Genomic DNA, 17,789 nt, shown 5'->3' with positions numbered 1-17,789 from the left:
CAGCAAAGAAAGTGACCCCCGCCCCGGGGAGGGGCAGAGCAAATAGACCGACATGAAATCAGGATTCCATAGAAGCCCGACCGAACGACCACTAACCCATCACGAAGAGGCTTCACCGGTAGAAAGCAACCAAGTACGAAACGCCGCAAACTCAGGACTAGAAAGATGCGCAGGCGGATAGATGAGGTAGTAAGTAAAAGCCCCAAGATCAAGCACGAAAGAAAAAGGCATAACGAGCGAGCCCGCGCTCAACTGATCCGCAACGAGCACACGTTGCGCCATCGCGATGCCATGCCCTTGCGTCGCCGCGAAGTACGCGAGGATCGAGCTTTCGTAACTAAGCCCGCCGAGCGGATTCACGCCATGAACGCCAGCGGCATCGAGCCACTTCGCCCAGTCTTCGCGGCGCGCGAGCGAATGCAGCAACGGAACGTGGCGAAGAGAACCAGGCGTCGCATCGTTGAGATCGGGATGCGCGCTCAGAAACGAAGGGCTGCACACCGGCACGAGTTCATTCGGCACAAGCCGGTCGAACCCGAGATCGGACGAAGGCGCGTGCGACAGACGAATCGCCGCATCGACGTCCTCGGTGTTGAAGTCGACCGGTTGCAGCGATGTAGTCAGGCTCACTTCGATGTCCGGATGGTCGCGATGGAACGTCGAGAGACGCGGCAGCAGCCAGTTCATCGAGAAGGTCGTGTAAGCGCGAATCTTCAGCGTGCGGCGCTTCCTCGCCTCGGTGAGATTGACGGTCGCGGTGCGCAAGGTGTCGAAGCTGCGGATCACGTCGGCGAGATAGCGCGAGCCCATCGGCGTCAACGTGATCGCACGATGTCCGCGCTCGAAGAGCAGCACGCCGAGCTGATCTTCCAGAAGCTTGATCTGGCGGCTGACGGCGGCGGGCGTGACGTTCAGCTCGTCGGCGGCGAGCTGGATGCTGAGCAGCCGCCCGCAGACTTCGAAGGCGCGCAGCGCATTGAGTGACGGAAGGGTTCGCATCGAACGATGTTAGCAACGCGGGCGCAGACGCGCCAGCCGTGGAAATACGAAAGAAGGAGACGATGATGCTGGAAGATTTGCGGGTACTGGCTTGCGGCGGGCGCGATGCGGTGAAGCTGTGCGCGACGCTGCTCGAACGGGCAGGCGCTTCGGTGGATTTCGAAGCGGCGAATTCGGTGGATTACGACGTGATCGTCGTATCGTCGGATGTCGATCATGCGGCTGACTGGAAAGCATCGCGCATGCATATCGTGTGCGATATCACCGCGACAGGCCCGCAAGACTCGCGCGCCGGCACGCCGTGGACCGACGCGCAAATCCAGGCAATGAGCGGCCTCATGGACACGACAGGTTTCGCGCACGGCGCGCCCGCGCGCATCGGCATTGCGCTGACGGAGATATCGGCTGCGCTCTATGCGGCGGCGGCCATCGCGTCGGCGGTGCGCGTGAAGCGCCTGCGCGGCATCGTGCAGAACATCGATGTCACGCTGATGGGTTGCGCCGCGAGCGCGCTCACGACCTTCCTTCCCGCCGCGTTCGCCGGGCGCAGCGCGGCACGCGTGGGCAATCGTCATCCGGCGTGCGCGCCATGGAACGCATATCGCACGCGAGACGGCTGGATTCTCATCTGCACGAGCACCGAGGAACAATGGCGCAAGCTGCGGCAGGAAGCGCGCGTGCCCGCACTCGACGATGCGCGCTTCACGACACTCGCCGATCGCGTCGGTCATGTCGATGAACTCGACGCGCTCATCGAAACCTGGACGACGACGCTCGCCACGGAAGACTGCACGCGCATTTGCGAGCGCATCGGCGTGGCGGCGGGGCCGATCGTCGGCATCGCGGATCTGCACGACGAGGCGAATTTCCGCATGCGTCATCCGCAGGCCGCGCGCTTGATCGAAGCGAACGGCATCGATGGGCAAACCTATCGGCAGGTCTCGATCTTCGAAACGTCTGCGTTGAGCGACACGCCCGTCGTCGCGAAGCCGGAAATACGCAAGCGCGACGGCGACACCGCGCCGCTCGCGGGCGTCAGGGTGATCGAGATCGGCCAGTACACTACGGCGCCGCTCGTCGGCAAGCATCTCGCGGCGCTCGGCGCCGAGGTCGTGAAAATCGAGCCGCCCGACGGCGAGGTCGCGCGTTCGTGGACGCCGGGGCAGGGCGGCACCAGCTATTTCTTCGCGCTCAACAACACCGACAAGCAGACGATCGCGCTCGATCTCAAGCACGAAGCCGATCGCGCCCATCTGCGCACGCTGCTCGAAGACGCCGACGTGCTCGTCGAAAATCTGCGTCCCGGCGCGCTCGCGAAGCTCGGCTTCACGCGCGAGACGCTCGGCGCGATCAATCCGCGCCTCGTCTATTGTTCGATATCGGGCTTCGGCATCGCGTCGGCGTATCCGTCGCGGCCGGCGTTCGACACCGTCATTCAGGCGATGGGCGGCCTCATGGATCTCACGAAAAGCGATGGCGCGCCGGTGAAAATCGGCGCATCGGCCGCGGACATTCTCGGCGGACAGGCCGCGCTTTTCGCGATCGTCGCGCGGCTCGCAATGCCGTCGGAGGACGCGGGCACCTTCATCGAAATTTCGATGCAGGACGTCGCCGCGTGGTGCGCGTTGTTCGCGGCGGGCAAGGGCGCGTCGCGCGGACAGACGCTCGCCTGCCTCGACGGCCATATCTGGATCGAAGGCGATGTCTCCGACACCGAGCGCGCGCGCTGCATCACGCAGCCGAAAATCGCGGCGGCTCGCAGCATCGCGCAAGCCGTGCCGGTGATGCGCGTGGACGAACTGCTCGACGACAGCGACTTCCTCGCCGATGTCCTCTCCGTCGCCCGCGACGCGAACGGCGCGTTCTGGCCGGTGCTGAAGGTGCCTTATCGACTCGCTAAAACGCCCGCGCGGGTGCGTGCGGTTCCCGGCGCGCCCGAAATCGTCAGACGCGCGCCGCCAGCGCCAGCACGCGCTCCAGTTCCGGAAGATCGACCGGCTTGACGAGATGCGCATCGAAGCCGGCGGCGCGCGTGCGGGCGATGTCTTCGTCGGAACCGAGGCCGGTCATCGCCGCGACGATCACGCGATTGCCATCGTCACGCATACGGCGGATCACGTCGAAGCCCGTCATGCCGGGCATCGACAGATCGAGCAGCACGACCTGCGGGCGATGCGCTTCGAATGAATCGAGCGCGCCCGGTCCGTCGTAGGCGGCGCGCGCGTGATGGCCGAGCATATCCACGAGCAGCGTCATGCTGTCGGCGGAATCGCGGTTGTCATCGACGACGAGCACGTCGAGCTGACGGCTCGCCACGACGGACGGTGTTCCGTCAGCCGGCGCGCCGTTCGCGGGCGGCTCGGCGAGCGGCAGCCAGAGCGAAAACGCGCTGCCTCGTCCCGCGCCGCCGCTCTTCGCCTCGACATGGCCGCCGTGCAGTTCCGCGATCGCGCGCACGAGCGTGAGGCCGATGCCGAGCCCGCCTTCGTCCGGATGCGCGCCCGGCGGATGCTCCTGTACGAAGAGATCGAACACGGTGCCGAGCGCTTCGGAGGAAATGCCGCGGCCTTCGTCGGTCACGCGCACCAGCACCGAGCCGCCGCGCGGGCCGACTTCGAGCGTGATCGTCGAGTTCGGCGGGCTGAACTTCGACGCGTTGTTGAGCAGGTTGTTGAGCGCCTGCACGAGCCGCGTCGGATCGCCGTTGACGAAAAGCCGCTGGCCGTTCGCCTTCACGTCGATGCGTTGCGCGCGCTCGTCGCAGAGCGGCTGGCTCGCCTCGACGCTCAGATGCACGACATCGGCGATATCGACGGTCGCGGTCGTCAGGCGAATCTTGCCCGAGCTGACGCGCCCGGCTTCGAGCAGATCATCGACGAGCCTCGTCAGATGCGCGAGCTGACGATCGACGATCTGACGGCTGCGCGTCACCTCGGCATCGTCGCACGCCTTGAGTTTGAGAATGCTCACCGCGTTGCGGATCGGCGCGAGCGGATTGCGCAGTTCGTGGCCGAGCAGCGCGAGAAACTCGTTCATGCGCCGGCTCGACGCTTCCAGTTCCTCGAGACGCCGCCGCGCGGTCATATCGCGCGTGATCTTGACGAAGCTCTGCTCGCCGCCGTTGCCGCCGGGCAGCGCGCTCAGCATGACGTGCGCCCAGAACTCGGAGCCGTCCTTGCGCACGTGCCAGTCTTCGTGCTCGACGCGGCCGCGTCGGGCGGCGAGCGCGAGGTCGTCGCCGGGACGGTCGCGGCCGTGTTCGTCGGACGTGTAGAAGAGCGCGAAGTGCCGGCCGATCGCTTCGGCCGCCGTGAAGCCGTAGATCGCGCGCGCGCCGTCGTTCCACGAGCGCACGTAGCCGTTCTGGTCGACCATGCAGATCGCATAGTCGCTCACCGAGTCGATGAGCAGGCGCAGGCGCTCGTTCGCCTCGGTCGCGACGTGCCGGTCGGTGACGTCGTGCACGAAGCACGCGAACTGGCGCTGGCCTTCGTACCAGACTTCGCTGATCGTCAGCTCGGCGGCGAACTCGCTGCCGTCGCGGCGCAGCGCGGGCAGCTCGAAACGCCGGTTGATCATGCGCGCCTCGCCCGTCGCGAGATAGCGCGTGAGACCACCGCGATGCGCGTCGCGAAAGCGCTCGGGCATGATATGCGACGCGAGTTCGCGGCCCGCCACTTCTTCGCGCTTCCAGCCGAAGAGCAGCACGGCGGCCTCGTTCCAGTCGACGACCATGCCCGCCTCGTCCATCGACACGAAAGCGACATGCGCGTTGTCGAGCACGGTCTGACGGCGGCGCATGGCGTCGGCGAGCTTTTTCTCGTACTCGATGCGCAGCGACGACTCGACGGAGAGATCCGCCGACACGCTGGCGTTTTCCTTCAAGAGCTTGCGGTTTTCCTGCGCGATGTCCTCGCGCGCGATGGTCTCCGCGATGCACGCGCAAAACGCATCGAGAATGCTGATGTCGGCTTGCCCGAAATGATCGACTTCGCCGGAAATGAGCTTCAGCACCGCGACCGAGCGGCCTTCGTAGACGACGGGCGCGACGACCATCGACACGGCGCCGACCGCCTCGCACGCGGCACGGTCGACGCGATGGTCGGTCGCCGAATTGCGGCAGATGAGCGCCTGCTGGCGCGTGATGCAAAGGCCCGACAGGCTGCCGGCAGTAGGCAGGCGCACGCCGATGTGCGCCGCCGCCGCACCGCTCGCCGCGCGATAGACGAGCGATTCGCCCTCGATCCACTCCACCACGGCGGACCCGACGCCCGCGACTTCTCTCAGCGTGTCGGTGACTTTTTGCAGATAGGCGGGCAGCGGAAGCCGCGCATGGGCGAGGCTCGCAAATGTGGCGAACCATCGCTGGAAATGCGCCAGACGCTCATGTTCCACCTTGATAATATTTTCCGGGCTCGACGCCTCGTGTTGAGTCCGCATAGGTTATTTCCAATCGATGGATCGCGACGATGAATCGCGGAGGCATCGGGGTTTGCAAGACGGATAATCGCGTCAATTGAAGCATAAATATAGCGGCAATCGTTTGCCATTTCGGGGATTTTTGAAGGTGGATTTTGCCGGATGCGCGGACAAGGCCGCCGCCGTTGAGGTTGGCGGCGTGTGCCGTAAATATGCGCTGGTCGTACGGATTAATATCGTGAGTATGAATTTCGCGTGTCGCGCCGGGCTTCGGTAACTTCGGCTTCGTTGTATCGAGCCCGGCATTTTCAATTCGCTTTAACGTCGAGTCATTGCGTGATCCATTCGCGCGCGGCATCGGCGGCAAAATCGCGATATGTGCGCGGCGGTCGGCCGAGCAGCGAAGTCAGGCGTGCGATTTCCTCCGGTGAAGCCACGGCTCCGTCCTGCTGATAGCGCTGCATCATGAGACGCATGTCGTAGGCGAGCCATTCCGGGCCCGCGCCTTTCATGCGCGCTTCGAGGGCGTCGAGATCGTCGCCGCCGTAGCGGATCTCGCGTTGCAGCGCGTCGCGCCAGATTGCCGTGATGCTGTCGGCCGTCAGCGCGTCGGGGCCGGCGAGTTCATAAGTTTCGCGCGGCAAGGGCGCTTCGCTGCGTTCGCGGCGCAGCAGTTCGCGCGCGGCGGCATCGCCGATATCGCGCACATCCACCATCGAAATGCCTTTGGCGCCGATCGGCATGCCATACACGCCGTGATGCAGCAGCGCATCCTTCAGGCGGATGTCGTTCTGCATGAAGTACGCGGGGCGCAGGATCGTCGCGGGCAGATCGCAATCCTCGATCATGCGCTCGACCGTGTGCTTGCTGGTGAAGTGCGGCACGTCCGTGTAGACATCGCCCTTGAACACCGACAGATACACGATGCCCTTCACGCCCGCCTCGCGCGCGATGCTCATCGCCTGCAGCGCCTGAGTCAGCTCGTCGGCGGCGTTGGGCGCGAGCAGAAAGAGTGTGTCGATGTCCTTCATCGCTTCACGCAATGTGCCGATTTCGCTCAGATCGCCTTTGACCGGCGTCACGCCCGCTGCAAAGTTCGCGCGCTCCGGCGAACGCGTCAGTGCGCGCACGTTCGCGCCGCTGTCCTTCAGATGGTCGAGAACCTGTGTGCCGATCACGCCGGTGCTGCCCGTCACGAGAATAGTCATGTCGATCTCCTTGGATACGTTGAGTACAGCACCTACGATAGACGTTCCGCTTTCGAGCCGAAAGACCATGATTCGAGACGCTTCGTCTCGCTGATGGAACGAAAATAATGGACCTCACCGCACTCACCGATTTCAACGCCGTCGCGCTCCACGGCGGTTTCGGACCCGCCGCGCGCAACACGGGCCGCCCGAAAGCCACGCTCTCGCGACGCGTCGCGGAGCTGGAGCAAAGTCTCGACGTGCGGCTCATCGAGCGCGGCTCGCGCATGCTGCGGCTGACCGAGGAAGGCCGCGCGCTGCACGAACGCACGCGCGGCCTGCTCGCCGACATCGACGACGCCGCCGAAGCGATTCGCTCGCGCGCGCCCGTGCCGCGCGGACGCCTTCGCGTGAGTGCGCCGATCGTGTTCGCGCACGTCGTGTTGCCGCGCATCGCGTCGCGTTTCGCGTCGGCGTATCCGCAGGTCGAGCTGGAGATCGTCTCCGAAGATCGTGTCGCGGATCCGGTGCAGGACGGCTACGACCTCGTCATCCGCATCAATCCCGATGCCGACGAGCTTCTCGTGGGACGCCGCATTGCGACCGACCGGCGCGTGCTGGTCGCGGCGCGCGGCTTCACGATCGACGACAACGCATCTTCCTTGCCTGCCGTCGTGCTCGCGCGTGCGGACAGCGTGGCATGGCGGATTCAGGGCGACGACGGCCGCGAGCGCACGATCACGCCCGAACCGGTGCTGCGCCTGTCGTCGTTGCTGATGGCGCGCGAGGCGGTGCTCGAAGGCGCGGGCGCGGCGTTGTTGCCGGGCTTGCTGGTCGAGCCGGAGATCGCCGCGGGACGGCTCGTCGCGCTCGGCCTGGATGCGGGACCGCCCGTCGAAATCTGGGCGCTCTACAGTTCGCGGCGTTTGCTGAGTGCGAAAGTGCGCGCGTTTCTGGACATGCTGCAAAGCGCGGCGTGAGTGGTCATATGTCGATGTGCGCTTCGACGATCTCTCTGACCTTCCCCAACGCTTCCCTCAACGTTCCCGCATCCACCGATCCCAGCGCCAGCCGCAACGCGTGCGGCACCTGCACCGCGGTACAGAACGGCTCGGCCAGCGACACCGAAATGCGCTCTTCCATCAGCGCCGCCGCGATACGGTCCGCGCGTACTTCCTCGGGCATCGGCAGCCACACGAAATACGACGCAGGATGCGCGACGCGCTTCAAACGTCCCAACGCGCTCGCCGCGATGACCTGCCGCGCCGACGCATCCGCACGCTTCTCCGCTTCGAGCCTGTCGACCGTGCCATCTTCGAGCCAGCCGCACGCGATCGCCGTCATCACGCCGGGCGTGTTCCACGTCGTCACTCTGATAGCGCGCTCGATCTTCGGCACCCATTCGAGCGGCGCGACCACATAGCCGACGCGCAAACCCGTCGCCACGTTCTTCGAAAATCCCGAGACGTACACCGTGAGTTCGGGCGCGATCGCGGCAAGCGGCGGCGGAGCGTCGTCGGCGAGAAAGGCGTAGGCGGCATCTTCAATGATGAAGAAGCCATGCCTGCGCGCAAGCGATGCCAGTTGCCTGCGCCGCGTCGCCGTCATCACCCAGCCGAGCGGATTGTGCAGCGTCGGCATCGTGTAGATGGCGCGCACGCGTCGCCGCTTGCATAGCGCATCGAGCGCGTCGGGATCGGGGCCCGCGCCCGACGCCGGCAGCGGCGCGAGTTCGAGCCGATGCGCCTCGGCCAGCAGCTTGAATCCGGGATAGGTAAGGCTATCGACGGCGACCACGTCGCCGGGCTTGAGCAGCGCCATCACGGTCGTGGCGAGACCATGTTGCGCGCCATCGACGAGCATGACGCGATCCCCGTCCACATCGAGCCCACGGCGCGCGAGATGACGCGAGACCGTCGCCCGGTCGCGCGCGCGTCCGCCGTGCGGCTGGTAACGCAACAGCGCTTCGAGATCGCCCGCCGATGACAACTGCCGCAACGCATTGCGCAACAACTCCGCCTGACCGGCCAGCGCGGGATAGTTGAAGTTCAGATCGACCGTATCCGCGGCGATGGCGACCTGATCGATGCCGAGCTCACGCGAGAGCGTCGTCTCCTTCACGAAGGTGCCGCGTCCCGTTTCGCCGCTGACGAGACCCATCGCGTTCAACTCGGCATAGACACGCGTCGCGGTGACGATGCCGAGTCCCTCGCGCGCGGCAAGCTCACGATGCGTCGGCAGGCGTGTGCCTGCTTTCAGACGACCGGACCGAATGTCCTCGACGAATCGGTCGACGATCTGTTTGTAGCGCGGCGGTTTCGGCATGTATTCATGACAATTTTTTGATTGTATTCATTCTGGGCCGTAGCATGGGCACATGCAACCCATGCGCTGAAAGGAGCACAACATGCATATCGCCATTCTCACCTTCGAGGGCTTCAACGAACTGGATTCGCTGATCGCGCTCGGCATTCTCAATCGCGTGAAGAAGCCGGACTGGAAGGTGTCGATCGCGTCGCCATCGGAAGAAGTGCGTTCGATGAACGGCGTCGTGCTGAAGGCGCAAGCCACGCTCGACGATGCCGCGAACGCCGATGCCGTGATCGTCGGCAGTGGCAGGCTGACGCGCCAGGTCGTCGCCGACGCGTCGCTGATGGCGCGCATCAGGCTCGATCCCTCGCGCCAGTTGCTCGGCGCGCAATGCTCCGGCACGCTCATTCTCGCGAAGCTCGGCCTGCTTCGGGACGTGCCCGCCTGCACGGACGTGACGACGAAGCCCTGGGTCGAGGAAGCGGGCGTGCGCACGCTCGATCAACCCTTCGTCGCGAATGGCAACGTTGCGACCGCGGGCGGATGCCTTGCATCCCAGTATCTGGCGGCGTGGGTGATCGCGCGGCTCGAAGGCATCGAGGCGGCGCGCAGTGCGATGCATTACGTCGCGCCTGTCGGCGAAAAAGATATCTACGTCGAGCGCGCGATGAAAAACATCACGCCTTTTATCGACGCCGCCACGCTCGCGTAAAGACGAGAAAATAGTGCACTGCAAAGCCCGTCGCGATGCGCGCGACGGGCGCATTCGTGCTGCACCCGCATAAAGAAAAGCCCTCGCATAAAGCATTAAACGCTTCGGGAAAGTCCTTACAGAAACATCAGACGTCTGATGTATATTTCAGGGACTGCCATCCCAGAGACCCTCATGCGCCTGAGCGTCGAGCGATCGATGAGCGACAAGATTCAGGAGTCGCTTCTCACCATGATCCGCGAGCGCAAGCTCAAGCCCGGCGATCAGATTCCCACTGAAATAGAGCTTTGCGAGCTGCTCGGCGTCGGCCGTTCCAGCCTGCGCGAAGCCGTCGCGCAGATGATCTCGCATGGCTTGTTGTCGCGTCAGCAAGGCAAGGGCACCTTCATCAGACAAATTTCGCTGAAGCTGCACGGCGGGCTCGATGATCTGATGTCGGTGACGGACATGATTCGCAGCGTGGGCGCGGTGCCGTCGACGAGCCGTATTCAGATGGAGACCGTCGCGGCTTCGGAGAGTCTCGCGGAAAAGCTCGCCATCGCGCGCGGCGATCCGTGCGTGAGAATCGAGCGCGTGCGGCGCGCGGACGACGCCATCGCCGCGTATTGCATCGACACGATTCCGAAGCACGTGTTCGATGCCGCCGAGGGCGAGCTTGGCGAGTCGCTCTTCGGCATGTTCGCGCGCACGGGGCGGCGGCTGTCGCATACGCATACGTCGATACAGCCGACCATTCTCACGCCGCGCGACCTGCCGGAACTGGGCGACGGCTTCGGCCTCTTTCTGCTGCTGGACGAAGTGGATTTCGATCAGAGCGGCGAGCCGCTTTGCTATAGCAACGACTACTACAACACGAGCATCTTCAAGTTCGATCTGGTGCGCAAGCGTCGCTGAACATCGGAGGAGACATACCGATGGAGTTTGAAGCTTTCACCGCGCAGGAGCTCGCCGCCTATCTCGGCGACGTGCCCGATGTGCGCGCGCTGCTGGGCGATCCCGACGATCTCGACGTCGTCGAAGTCGGGGACGGCAATCTGAACTACGTGTACTTCGTGACGAATGCGAAGGCGCCCGGGCGCAGCGTCGTCGTCAAGCAGGCGCCGCCGTTTCTGCGGCTCGTCGGCAAGACGTGGCCGCTTTCGTGTCAGCGCATGGAGCACGAAGTCGCTGCGTTGCGGCGCTTCGGCGCACTGTGTCCGCGGCATGTGCCGAAGGTTTATCACGCGGACAGCAAGCGCTTTCTCGTGGTGATGCAGCACCTCGCGTCGCATCGCATCCTGCGGCAAGGTCTGATGGATGGCGCGATGTATCCGCGTCTCGCGGATCATCTTTCGACCTATCTCGCGCACACGCTTTTCTACGGCTCCGATCTCTTTCTCGCGCCCGATATCAAGAAGCACGCGGCGAGCGCGGCGGTCAACTGGGAACTGTGCAAGATCACCGAGGACCTCGTGTTCACGTTTCCGTTCGAGGATCATCCGTCGAACGTCTATAGCCCCGCGTTGCCCAAGGGCGCAATCGAAAGGCTGAGAACGCACGAGCCATTGCGCATCGCGGCGGCCGACATGAAGTGGGCCTTCATGAACCACGCCGAGACCTTGCTGCACGGCGACCTGCATACCGGCTCGATCATGGTCAACGAAGACGAGACCTTCGTGATCGATCCCGAGTTCGCGTTCTATGGACCGATGGGCTTCGATGTCGGTGCGGTGATCGCGAATCTGCTGCTCGCGTTCTTCTCGCGCGACTGGCACGGACGCATCGACGGGCGCGATCCCGTTGCGTATCAGGAATGGCTGCTCGAACAGATGGTGCGCATCTGGAACGGTTTCAGCGCGCAATTCGTCGAGCTATGGCGCGACAACGAGAGCCGCAGCAAGCGGCGTTTCATCGGCGCGGACGCGGAAAGCCGCGCGCTCACGGCGTATCGCGCGCACTTCATGCGGCGTCTCCTGGCCGATACGCTCGGCTTCGCGGGCTGCAAGATGATTCGACGCATCGTCGGCATGGCGAAGGTCGCGGAGATCACGCGCATTCCGGATGCGCAAGTGCGGGCGAATATCGAAGTGCGCTGTCTGCGTTGCGCGGAAGCGCTGCTCGTCGAGCGCGCCACGCTCGGCGATATCGAACAGGTGGCGACGCTCGCGCGCGAGATTCAGCGCGACATCGCGACGATGTGACAGGAGACCTCATGGCTTCGCAGCCCTTGTTCACGACGCTTCCGCCGACGATCGAATGGCGCGACGGCGATCTGCTGCTGCTCGATCAGACGCGTTTGCCGCATGAGATCGTGGTGGAGAACGTCGCCGATGAGAAAGCGGTTTGGCGCGCCATTCGCGAGTTGCGCGTGCGCGGCGCACCGGCGATCGGCGTCGCGGCGGCGTATGGGCTTTGCATCGCGATGCGCGGATCGACCGCGCTGCCCGTCGCGCAGTTTCGCGCGGAGCTGGAACGCCACGCGAACTGGCTCGAAACGGCGCGGCCTACGGCGGTCAACCTGAGCTGGGGCGTGCGGCGCATGCTGCGTCATTCACGCGATGTCGATACGAACGATGCCGCAACGCTCTACGAAGCGCTCGTCGAAGAAGCGAAGCGGATACACGAAGAAGATCGGGCGCTGTGCGAAGGCATCGGCGAGCATGGCATGCCGCTCATTCGCGAAGGATGCGGCGTGCTCACGCACTGCAATGCGGGCGCGCTCGCGACGACCGGCATCGGCACCGCCACTGCGCCGATCTATGCGGCGCATCGCGCGGGCATCGCGTTCAAGGTCTATGCCGATGAAACGCGTCCGCTTCTGCAGGGCGCGCGTCTCACGGCGTTCGAATTGCAGCAGGCGGGCGTCGATGTCACGCTCATCATGGACAGCGCCGCCGCGTCGATCATGTCGCAAGGGCTCGTGGATATGGTCATCGTCGGGACGGACCGCGTCGCCGCGAATGGCGACTTCGCCAACAAGATCGGCACGCTGGGGCTCGCCATCGCCGCGCATCACTACGGTATTCCGTTCTATGTCGCCTGTCCTTCATCGACGCTCGATCTAGAGACGCCGAGCGGTTCGCGCATCGAGATCGAGGAGCGCGATGCCGAAGAAGTCACGCATCTGGCAGGACGACGCATCGCGCCCGATGCAATCAAGGCGCGCAACCCCGCGTTCGATGTCACGCCGCATGCGCTCGTCAGCGGCTTCGTCACGGAGCGCGGCATCGTGCATGCGCCGTTCGAACGCTCGCTCAGAACGCTGTTCGCCGCAGAGGGGAACGCCGCATGATCGCGGCCGATGAAAGCGCGCTGCGCCGCGCGATCGTCGCGACGTCGCTGGAGATGGAGCGGCTCGGCATCAATCAGGGCACGTCGGGCAACGTGAGCGCGCGATATCGCGAAGGCTTGCTGATCACGCCGAGCGGCGTGAGCGCGCGCGAGCTCGACGAGAAGCAGATCGTGTGGCTGCCGCTCGACATCACAGACGATGCCGAGCTTCTGCGCATGGAGCGGCCGTCGTCGGAATGGCGCATTCATCGCGACATCCTGCGTGCACGCGACGATATCAACGCCGTCGTGCATACCCATTCGATCGCGGCGACCGCGCTCGCCATTCATGGACGCGATATTCCCGCGCTGCATTACATGGTCGCGGCGGCGGGCGGCAAGTCGATACGCTGCGCGCCGTATGCGGTCTTCGGCAGCCAGCAGTTGTCCGATCATGCGCTCGCCGCGCTCGACGATCGCCGCGCGTGTCTGCTCGCGCATCACGGCGTGATCGCGCTCGGCGCGGACCTCGCGCGCGCCGTGTGGCTCGCGCATGAAGTGGAAGTGCTGGCGAAGCAGTATCTGCTGGCGTTGCAGATCGGCGCGCCGCCCCTGCTTTCCGATGAACAGATGGATGAAGTGCTGGAGAAGTTCAAGACTTACGGCAGGCGCAACACGGAGGATCGCTGAAACGCGTGGGCGGGAAGCGAAGCCTCATCGAAGCGAAAAATCGCATTGAACAACTCGTACAACGGAGACAGCCATGGCCTGGAGTTCGGCAAGATTCGACAGTTGGGGAACGTTCGGCAAATCGAGCGGCGCCGTATTGCTATGCGCGGCGGCCGCGTTGAGCGGATGCTCGAAGAGCGACAACTCGTCGTCGACGAGCAGCACGAGTTCGGCGGCGAGCGCGAGCGCACCGGCAAGCGCTCCGGCGAGCGCGCCGGCCGCAACTGCCGCGGGCGGCAAGCCCAAGATCGGTTTCTCGATCGCGACCTTGAACAACGCGTTCTTCGTCGGACTGAAGGCGGGCGTCGAGCGCGGCTCGAAGGATCAGGGCTTCGATCTCGTGCAGACCAATGCGAACGGCGATGCGCAACAGCAGGTCAACGATGCGATCAACCTGCTGAGCCAGGGCGTGACCGCGCTCGTGCTCAATCCGATCGATTCGAAGGCGATCATTCCCGCGGTCGAAAAAGCCAACTCGATGAACATTCCGGTCTTCACGCTGGATCGCGGCTCGGATGGCGGCAAGGTCACGTCGTTCGTCGCGTCGGATAACGTCGCGCTCGGGCAGACGGGCGCGAAGTGGATTGCCGAGCAACTGAAGAAGCGCTATGGCGAGGAGAAGGGCAACGTCGTCGATCTGATCGGTCTTGTCGGCACGACGGCTGCGACGGACCGCGAAAAGGGCTTCAGCGAAGAGATCGCGAAGTACCCGAACATCAAGGTGGTCGCGCGTCAGGAAGGCGCGTTCGATCAGGAGAAGTCGCTCAACGCGATGACGAGCATCCTGCAGAAATATCCGCAGATCGATGCGGTCTTCGGCGCGAACGACGACAACACCGTGGGCGCGGAAAAGGCCATCGACAACGCGGGCCGTTACAAGCCGCTCGGCGACAAGGAGCATATTCTCGTGATCGGTGCCGACGGCACCGCGCAGGCGCTCTCCGCGATCCGCGCGGGCAAGCAGGACGCGACGATCTCGCAGAACCCGATCCAGATGGCGGCGAAGTCGCTGCAGTTCATCGCGGACTACAACGCGAAGAAGGACGTGCCCGCGAACTACGCATGGCCGACGATGCTCATCGACAAATCGAACATCGATTCGGATGAGGTGAAGAAGTACGGCCTGTGGTCCGAGGAAGTGAAGCAGTAAGGGCAACCGGCGGCCGCGCGTTCCAGCGACGCGCGGCCCGCATACGGAATGCACACGGAATGCACGACATGAACGTGGAAACCGAAGCGCCGTTGTTGCGCATGCAGGGCATCGTGAAGAGCTTTCCCGGCGTGAAGGCGCTGCGCGGCGTGAGTCTCGACCTGCACGCGGGACATGTGGTGGCGATCGTCGGCGAGAACGGCGCGGGCAAGTCGTCGCTCGTGAAGGTGCTGTCGGGCGCGTATGAACCCGACGAAGGCACGATCGACATCGACGGCATGCCGCTCGCGCGCGGCACCCATGCGGCGATCGATGCGGGCGTGGCCGTCATCTATCAGGAGCTTTCGCTCGTCAACGACATGACGGTCGCGGAGAACCTGTTCCTCGGCCGCATGCCGTCGCGCAACGGCTTCGTGAGAATGCGCGACGCCAACACGATGGCGCGCGAGGCACTGGCGCGCGTCGGCCTCGACAACGTGCCGCCGTGGATGCGGCTCGGCGATCTGCCGTTGAACAAGCGGCAACTCGTCGAAGTGGCGAAGGCGATCGCGCGCGATGCGCGCATTCTCGTGATGGACGAACCGACCGCCGCGCTGCAAAGCCATGACATCGCCAATCTGTACGCGGTGGTGCGGCGGCTGCGCGCGGAAGGCATGGGCATCATCTTCATCTCGCATCATCTGGAAGAGGTGTTCGAGCTGGCGGATTCGGCTGTCGTGATGCGCGATGGCGCGACCGTCGGCGCGCGCCCGATGTCCGAATGGACCGAGGCGGATCTCGTGCAGGCGATGGTCGCGCGCAATCTCGAATCGTTCTATCCGTGGGAGCCGCGCGACTATGGTCCGGTCGTGCTCGAAGTGCGCAATCTCGCGAGCGCGCCGCTCTTGCGCAATGCGAGCTTTTCGGTGCGCGCGGGCGAGATAGTGGGCATTGCGGGCATCGCGGGCGCGGGGCGCACGGAATTGCTGAAGACGATCTTCGGCGCGCTGCCGGTGACGAATGGCGAGCTTCTCGTGAAGGGCAGGAAGATCGCCAATCATTCGCCGACGCAGGGCGTGCGTCACGGGCTCGTTTATACGTCGGAGGATCGCAAGCTCGAAGGGCTCGTGCTGGAAGCGAACATCGAAGAGAACATTGCGTTGTCGAGCCTGAAGGCGCTGGCGAGCGGCGGCTTCGTGAGCCGCGCGAAGAAGCGCAAGCTCGCGCAGGATGCGAGTGCGCGCTTCGGCGTGCGTGCGTCGTCGATGTTGCAGATCACGGGGACGCTTTCGGGCGGCAATCAGCAGAAGGTCATCTTAGGCCGCGCGACCGCGACGAGTCCGGTCGTCATCATGCTCGATGAACCGACGCGCGGTATCGACGTGGGCGCGAAGTCGGAAATCTACGCGCACATGGTGACGATGGCGCGCGCGGGCGCGGCCGTCGTGATGGTGAGTTCGGAGCTGCCGGAGTTGCTCGGCATGTCGGATCGCGTGCTGGTGATGTATCGCGGCAGCATCGTGACCGAGATCGCGCGCGACAAGGCGGATTCGGAAACGGTCATTCAGTGGGCAACGACAGGAGCAGGCGCATGACCTCCACGGCAGCCGATCGTTCGGATACGGAGGCGCTGTCGCGCCGCGTGATCCGTCAATTGAGGAGCGGCATCGGGCCTTTGTTCGCGGCGCTCGTCATCATCTGTATTGCGTTGTCGATCGCATCGCCCGAGTTTCTCACCACGAGCACGCTCACGAACATCATGGTGCAGGTGTCCGTGGTGGGCATTGCGGCGGTGGGCGGCACGTTCGTCATCATCACATCGGGCATCGACCTGTCGGTCGGCTCGCTCGTCGCGTTGAGCGGCATGGTGGCGGCGACCGTGATGGCAGGGTCGAGTCCGGGCGCGGTCGGTTTGGGCGTGGCGGGGCTAGGCGTCGCGCTCGCGGTGGGCGCATTCGCGGGCGCGCTCAACGGGCTCGTGATTTCGTGGCTCAGGCTCGTGCCCTTCATCGTCACGCTGGCTGCGATGGCGATGGCGCGCGGCCTCACGCTCGCCATTTCCGATGGCCGCACGAAGTTCGATTTTCCCAACGCGTTCACGATGTTCGGTGCGAAGACCGTCGCGGGTCTGCCGATGCCGATGATCGTCATGTTGGTCGTGTTCGTCGCCGGGCATGTGTTGTTGCGCAAGACGACGTTCGGGCATCAGGTGTTTGCCGTCGGCGGGAATCAGGAAGCGGCGCGGCTTGCTGGCATTCCTGTTAGGCGTGTGGTGTTTTTTACTTACATGCTTGCGGGCGTTACGGCGGCGATCGCCGGGATCGTGCTCGCCGGGCGGCTGAATTCCGCCTTGCCTTCGGCGGCTAATGGGCTGGAGTTGCAGGTTATCGCGGCTATTGTCATTGGGGGGACTTCGCTGGCGGGGGGGCGTGGGTCGATTGTCGGTACGTTCATTGGCGTGGTGCTTATTGGCGTCATCAACGTCGGTCTTTCGCTGCTCGGCGTGAACCCCTTCTGGACTCAGTTCATTCAAGGTGGTGTCATCTTCGCCGCCGTGTTGCTCGATGCGCTCAGTCAGCGGAGGAAGGTTTGAGCTCTTTCTTCTATGAAATCCTGCTTTCGTGTCGGTCTATTAGCACTGCCCCTCCCCGGGGCGGGGGTCACTTTCTTTGCTGCTGCAAAGAAAGTAACCAAAGAAAGCAGCTCGCTTAGGCCCGCGGTCACACGCACGTTGGCCATGCTTGCCGGCCCGCGGTGGCTCTCGCCTAAGTGTCGCCCTCGAAGGACTTATCGGGCTTGGCTCGCGCACGGTCTGACGAGCTAGACGTTTTAGCGCGCTGGTTCAGCACCAAAGAGCTTCGGCACAGCGCTACGCGCTGCCGTTGGGTATGCGAGGGAAACCGTCGAGAAAAGATGGAAGCATCAGCAAAGAAGCACATGCAAACCCGATTGACCGGTCGGCCGCGAAGCGGGCTGGAGCCATTTGGTGCTGAACCAGTGACGCAAGCGGTGCGATGTGTCAGACCGTGCGCGAGCCAAGCCCGATTGGGCCTGT

At 64.3% G+C, this 17,789-nt stretch carries 15 protein-coding genes; 10 read left to right on the top strand and 5 right to left on the bottom strand.

Features of this window, described 5'->3' with window-relative positions; all coding sequences use genetic code 11:
- Positions 1–99: 99 nt before the first annotated feature.
- The gene (locus tag PQR08_RS21890; RefSeq protein ID WP_238210651.1) at positions 100–999 is read right to left on the bottom strand and encodes a LysR substrate-binding domain-containing protein; all 900 of its coding nucleotides are present in this window, start codon (positions 997–999) and stop codon (positions 100–102) included.
- A gap of 62 nt (positions 1,000–1,061) precedes the next feature.
- Here PQR08_RS21890 and PQR08_RS21885 point away from each other — a divergent pair, with 62 nt between their 5' ends.
- Complete coding sequence (locus PQR08_RS21885; RefSeq protein WP_250485811.1) at positions 1,062–3,002, top strand: CaiB/BaiF CoA-transferase family protein; 1,941 nt, start codon at positions 1,062–1,064, stop codon at positions 3,000–3,002.
- Here PQR08_RS21885 and PQR08_RS21880 read toward each other — a convergent pair.
- Genes PQR08_RS21880 through PQR08_RS21870 form a run of 3 tightly spaced genes read right to left on the bottom strand, consistent with a single transcriptional unit; the run spans position 2,944 to position 6,626 of the window.
- A complete protein-coding gene (locus PQR08_RS21880; RefSeq protein WP_250485812.1) occupies positions 2,944–5,439 on the bottom strand; it encodes a hybrid sensor histidine kinase/response regulator in 2,496 nt (831 codons plus the stop codon). The genes PQR08_RS21885 and PQR08_RS21880 overlap by 59 nt on opposite strands.
- On the bottom strand, positions 5,384–5,776 hold the full coding sequence (locus PQR08_RS21875) for a hypothetical protein (protein WP_250485813.1): 393 nt from the start codon (positions 5,774–5,776) through the stop codon (positions 5,384–5,386). The genes PQR08_RS21880 and PQR08_RS21875 overlap by 56 nt, the downstream gene beginning before the upstream one ends.
- Entirely contained in the window at positions 5,748–6,626 is an 879-nt protein-coding gene (locus tag PQR08_RS21870) for an SDR family oxidoreductase (protein ID WP_250485814.1), read from the bottom strand. Before PQR08_RS21870 ends, PQR08_RS21875 begins: the two co-directional genes overlap by 29 nt.
- 107 nt (positions 6,627–6,733) lie before the next feature.
- Between PQR08_RS21870 and PQR08_RS21865 the strand changes: the two genes are divergently transcribed.
- Entirely contained in the window at positions 6,734–7,585 is an 852-nt protein-coding gene (locus tag PQR08_RS21865; protein WP_250485815.1) for a LysR family transcriptional regulator, read from the top strand.
- 4 nt (positions 7,586–7,589) lie between these two features.
- Here the strand turns inward: PQR08_RS21865 and PQR08_RS21860 are convergent, their stop codons facing one another.
- Positions 7,590–8,930, bottom strand: coding sequence for an aminotransferase-like domain-containing protein (locus PQR08_RS21860; protein ID WP_250485816.1), 1,341 nt, complete (start codon positions 8,928–8,930; stop codon positions 7,590–7,592).
- Between the two features lie 82 nt (positions 8,931–9,012).
- Here PQR08_RS21860 and PQR08_RS21855 point away from each other — a divergent pair, with 82 nt between their 5' ends.
- From PQR08_RS21855 to PQR08_RS21820, 8 genes are all read left to right on the top strand, one after another.
- Positions 9,013–9,627 (top strand): DJ-1/PfpI family protein, encoded by a 615-nt coding sequence (locus PQR08_RS21855; RefSeq protein WP_250485817.1) that lies wholly within the window; start codon positions 9,013–9,015, stop codon positions 9,625–9,627.
- A gap of 198 nt (positions 9,628–9,825) precedes the next feature.
- Entirely contained in the window at positions 9,826–10,521 is a 696-nt protein-coding gene (locus PQR08_RS21850; protein ID WP_238289916.1) for a GntR family transcriptional regulator, read from the top strand.
- Between the two features lie 20 nt (positions 10,522–10,541).
- Positions 10,542–11,807, top strand: a complete 1,266-nt coding sequence (gene mtnK / locus PQR08_RS21845) for an S-methyl-5-thioribose kinase (RefSeq protein WP_250485818.1) — start codon at positions 10,542–10,544, stop codon at positions 11,805–11,807.
- An 11-nt stretch (positions 11,808–11,818) separates the two neighbouring features.
- The gene (gene mtnA, locus PQR08_RS21840; RefSeq protein WP_250485819.1) at positions 11,819–12,898 is read left to right on the top strand and encodes an S-methyl-5-thioribose-1-phosphate isomerase; all 1,080 of its coding nucleotides are present in this window, start codon (positions 11,819–11,821) and stop codon (positions 12,896–12,898) included.
- Positions 12,895–13,566, top strand: coding sequence for an L-fuculose-phosphate aldolase (locus PQR08_RS21835; protein WP_250485820.1), 672 nt, complete (start codon positions 12,895–12,897; stop codon positions 13,564–13,566). The genes mtnA and PQR08_RS21835 overlap by 4 nt, the downstream gene beginning before the upstream one ends.
- Before the next feature lie 73 nt (positions 13,567–13,639).
- On the top strand, positions 13,640–14,755 hold the full coding sequence (locus tag PQR08_RS21830; protein ID WP_187608397.1) for a sugar ABC transporter substrate-binding protein: 1,116 nt from the start codon (positions 13,640–13,642) through the stop codon (positions 14,753–14,755).
- Positions 14,756–14,814: 59 nt separating this feature from the next.
- Positions 14,815–16,329, top strand: a complete 1,515-nt coding sequence (locus PQR08_RS21825) for a sugar ABC transporter ATP-binding protein (protein WP_313761196.1) — start codon at positions 14,815–14,817, stop codon at positions 16,327–16,329.
- Positions 16,326–17,327 (top strand): ABC transporter permease, encoded by a 1,002-nt coding sequence (locus PQR08_RS21820; protein ID WP_035502068.1) that lies wholly within the window; start codon positions 16,326–16,328, stop codon positions 17,325–17,327. The genes PQR08_RS21825 and PQR08_RS21820 overlap by 4 nt, the downstream gene beginning before the upstream one ends.
- Positions 17,328–17,789: the final 462 nt, after the last annotated feature.

The organism is Caballeronia jiangsuensis (genome assembly GCF_046030135.1).
Lineage (GTDB): Bacteria > Pseudomonadota > Gammaproteobacteria > Burkholderiales > Burkholderiaceae > Caballeronia > Caballeronia jiangsuensis.
This window is presented reverse-complemented; position numbering and strand designations above follow the sequence as displayed.

Coding starts and splice junctions, on each gene's coding strand:
- PQR08_RS21890 (WP_238210651.1), bottom strand. CDS start 999: ATGCGAACCCTTCCGTCACTCAATGCGCTGCGCGCCTTCGAAGTCTGC.
- PQR08_RS21885 (WP_250485811.1), top strand. CDS start 1,062: ATGATGCTGGAAGATTTGCGGGTACTGGCTTGCGGCGGGCGCGATGCG.
- PQR08_RS21880 (WP_250485812.1), bottom strand. CDS start 5,439: ATGCGGACTCAACACGAGGCGTCGAGCCCGGAAAATATTATCAAGGTG.
- PQR08_RS21875 (WP_250485813.1), bottom strand. CDS start 5,776: ATGCCGCGCGCGAATGGATCACGCAATGACTCGACGTTAAAGCGAATT.
- PQR08_RS21870 (WP_250485814.1), bottom strand. CDS start 6,626: ATGACTATTCTCGTGACGGGCAGCACCGGCGTGATCGGCACACAGGTT.
- PQR08_RS21865 (WP_250485815.1), top strand. CDS start 6,734: ATGGACCTCACCGCACTCACCGATTTCAACGCCGTCGCGCTCCACGGC.
- PQR08_RS21860 (WP_250485816.1), bottom strand. CDS start 8,930: ATGCCGAAACCGCCGCGCTACAAACAGATCGTCGACCGATTCGTCGAG.
- PQR08_RS21855 (WP_250485817.1), top strand. CDS start 9,013: ATGCATATCGCCATTCTCACCTTCGAGGGCTTCAACGAACTGGATTCG.
- PQR08_RS21850 (WP_238289916.1), top strand. CDS start 9,826: ATGAGCGACAAGATTCAGGAGTCGCTTCTCACCATGATCCGCGAGCGC.
- mtnK (WP_250485818.1), top strand. CDS start 10,542: ATGGAGTTTGAAGCTTTCACCGCGCAGGAGCTCGCCGCCTATCTCGGC.
- mtnA (WP_250485819.1), top strand. CDS start 11,819: ATGGCTTCGCAGCCCTTGTTCACGACGCTTCCGCCGACGATCGAATGG.
- PQR08_RS21835 (WP_250485820.1), top strand. CDS start 12,895: ATGATCGCGGCCGATGAAAGCGCGCTGCGCCGCGCGATCGTCGCGACG.
- PQR08_RS21830 (WP_187608397.1), top strand. CDS start 13,640: ATGGCCTGGAGTTCGGCAAGATTCGACAGTTGGGGAACGTTCGGCAAA.
- PQR08_RS21825 (WP_313761196.1), top strand. CDS start 14,815: ATGCACGACATGAACGTGGAAACCGAAGCGCCGTTGTTGCGCATGCAG.
- PQR08_RS21820 (WP_035502068.1), top strand. CDS start 16,326: ATGACCTCCACGGCAGCCGATCGTTCGGATACGGAGGCGCTGTCGCGC.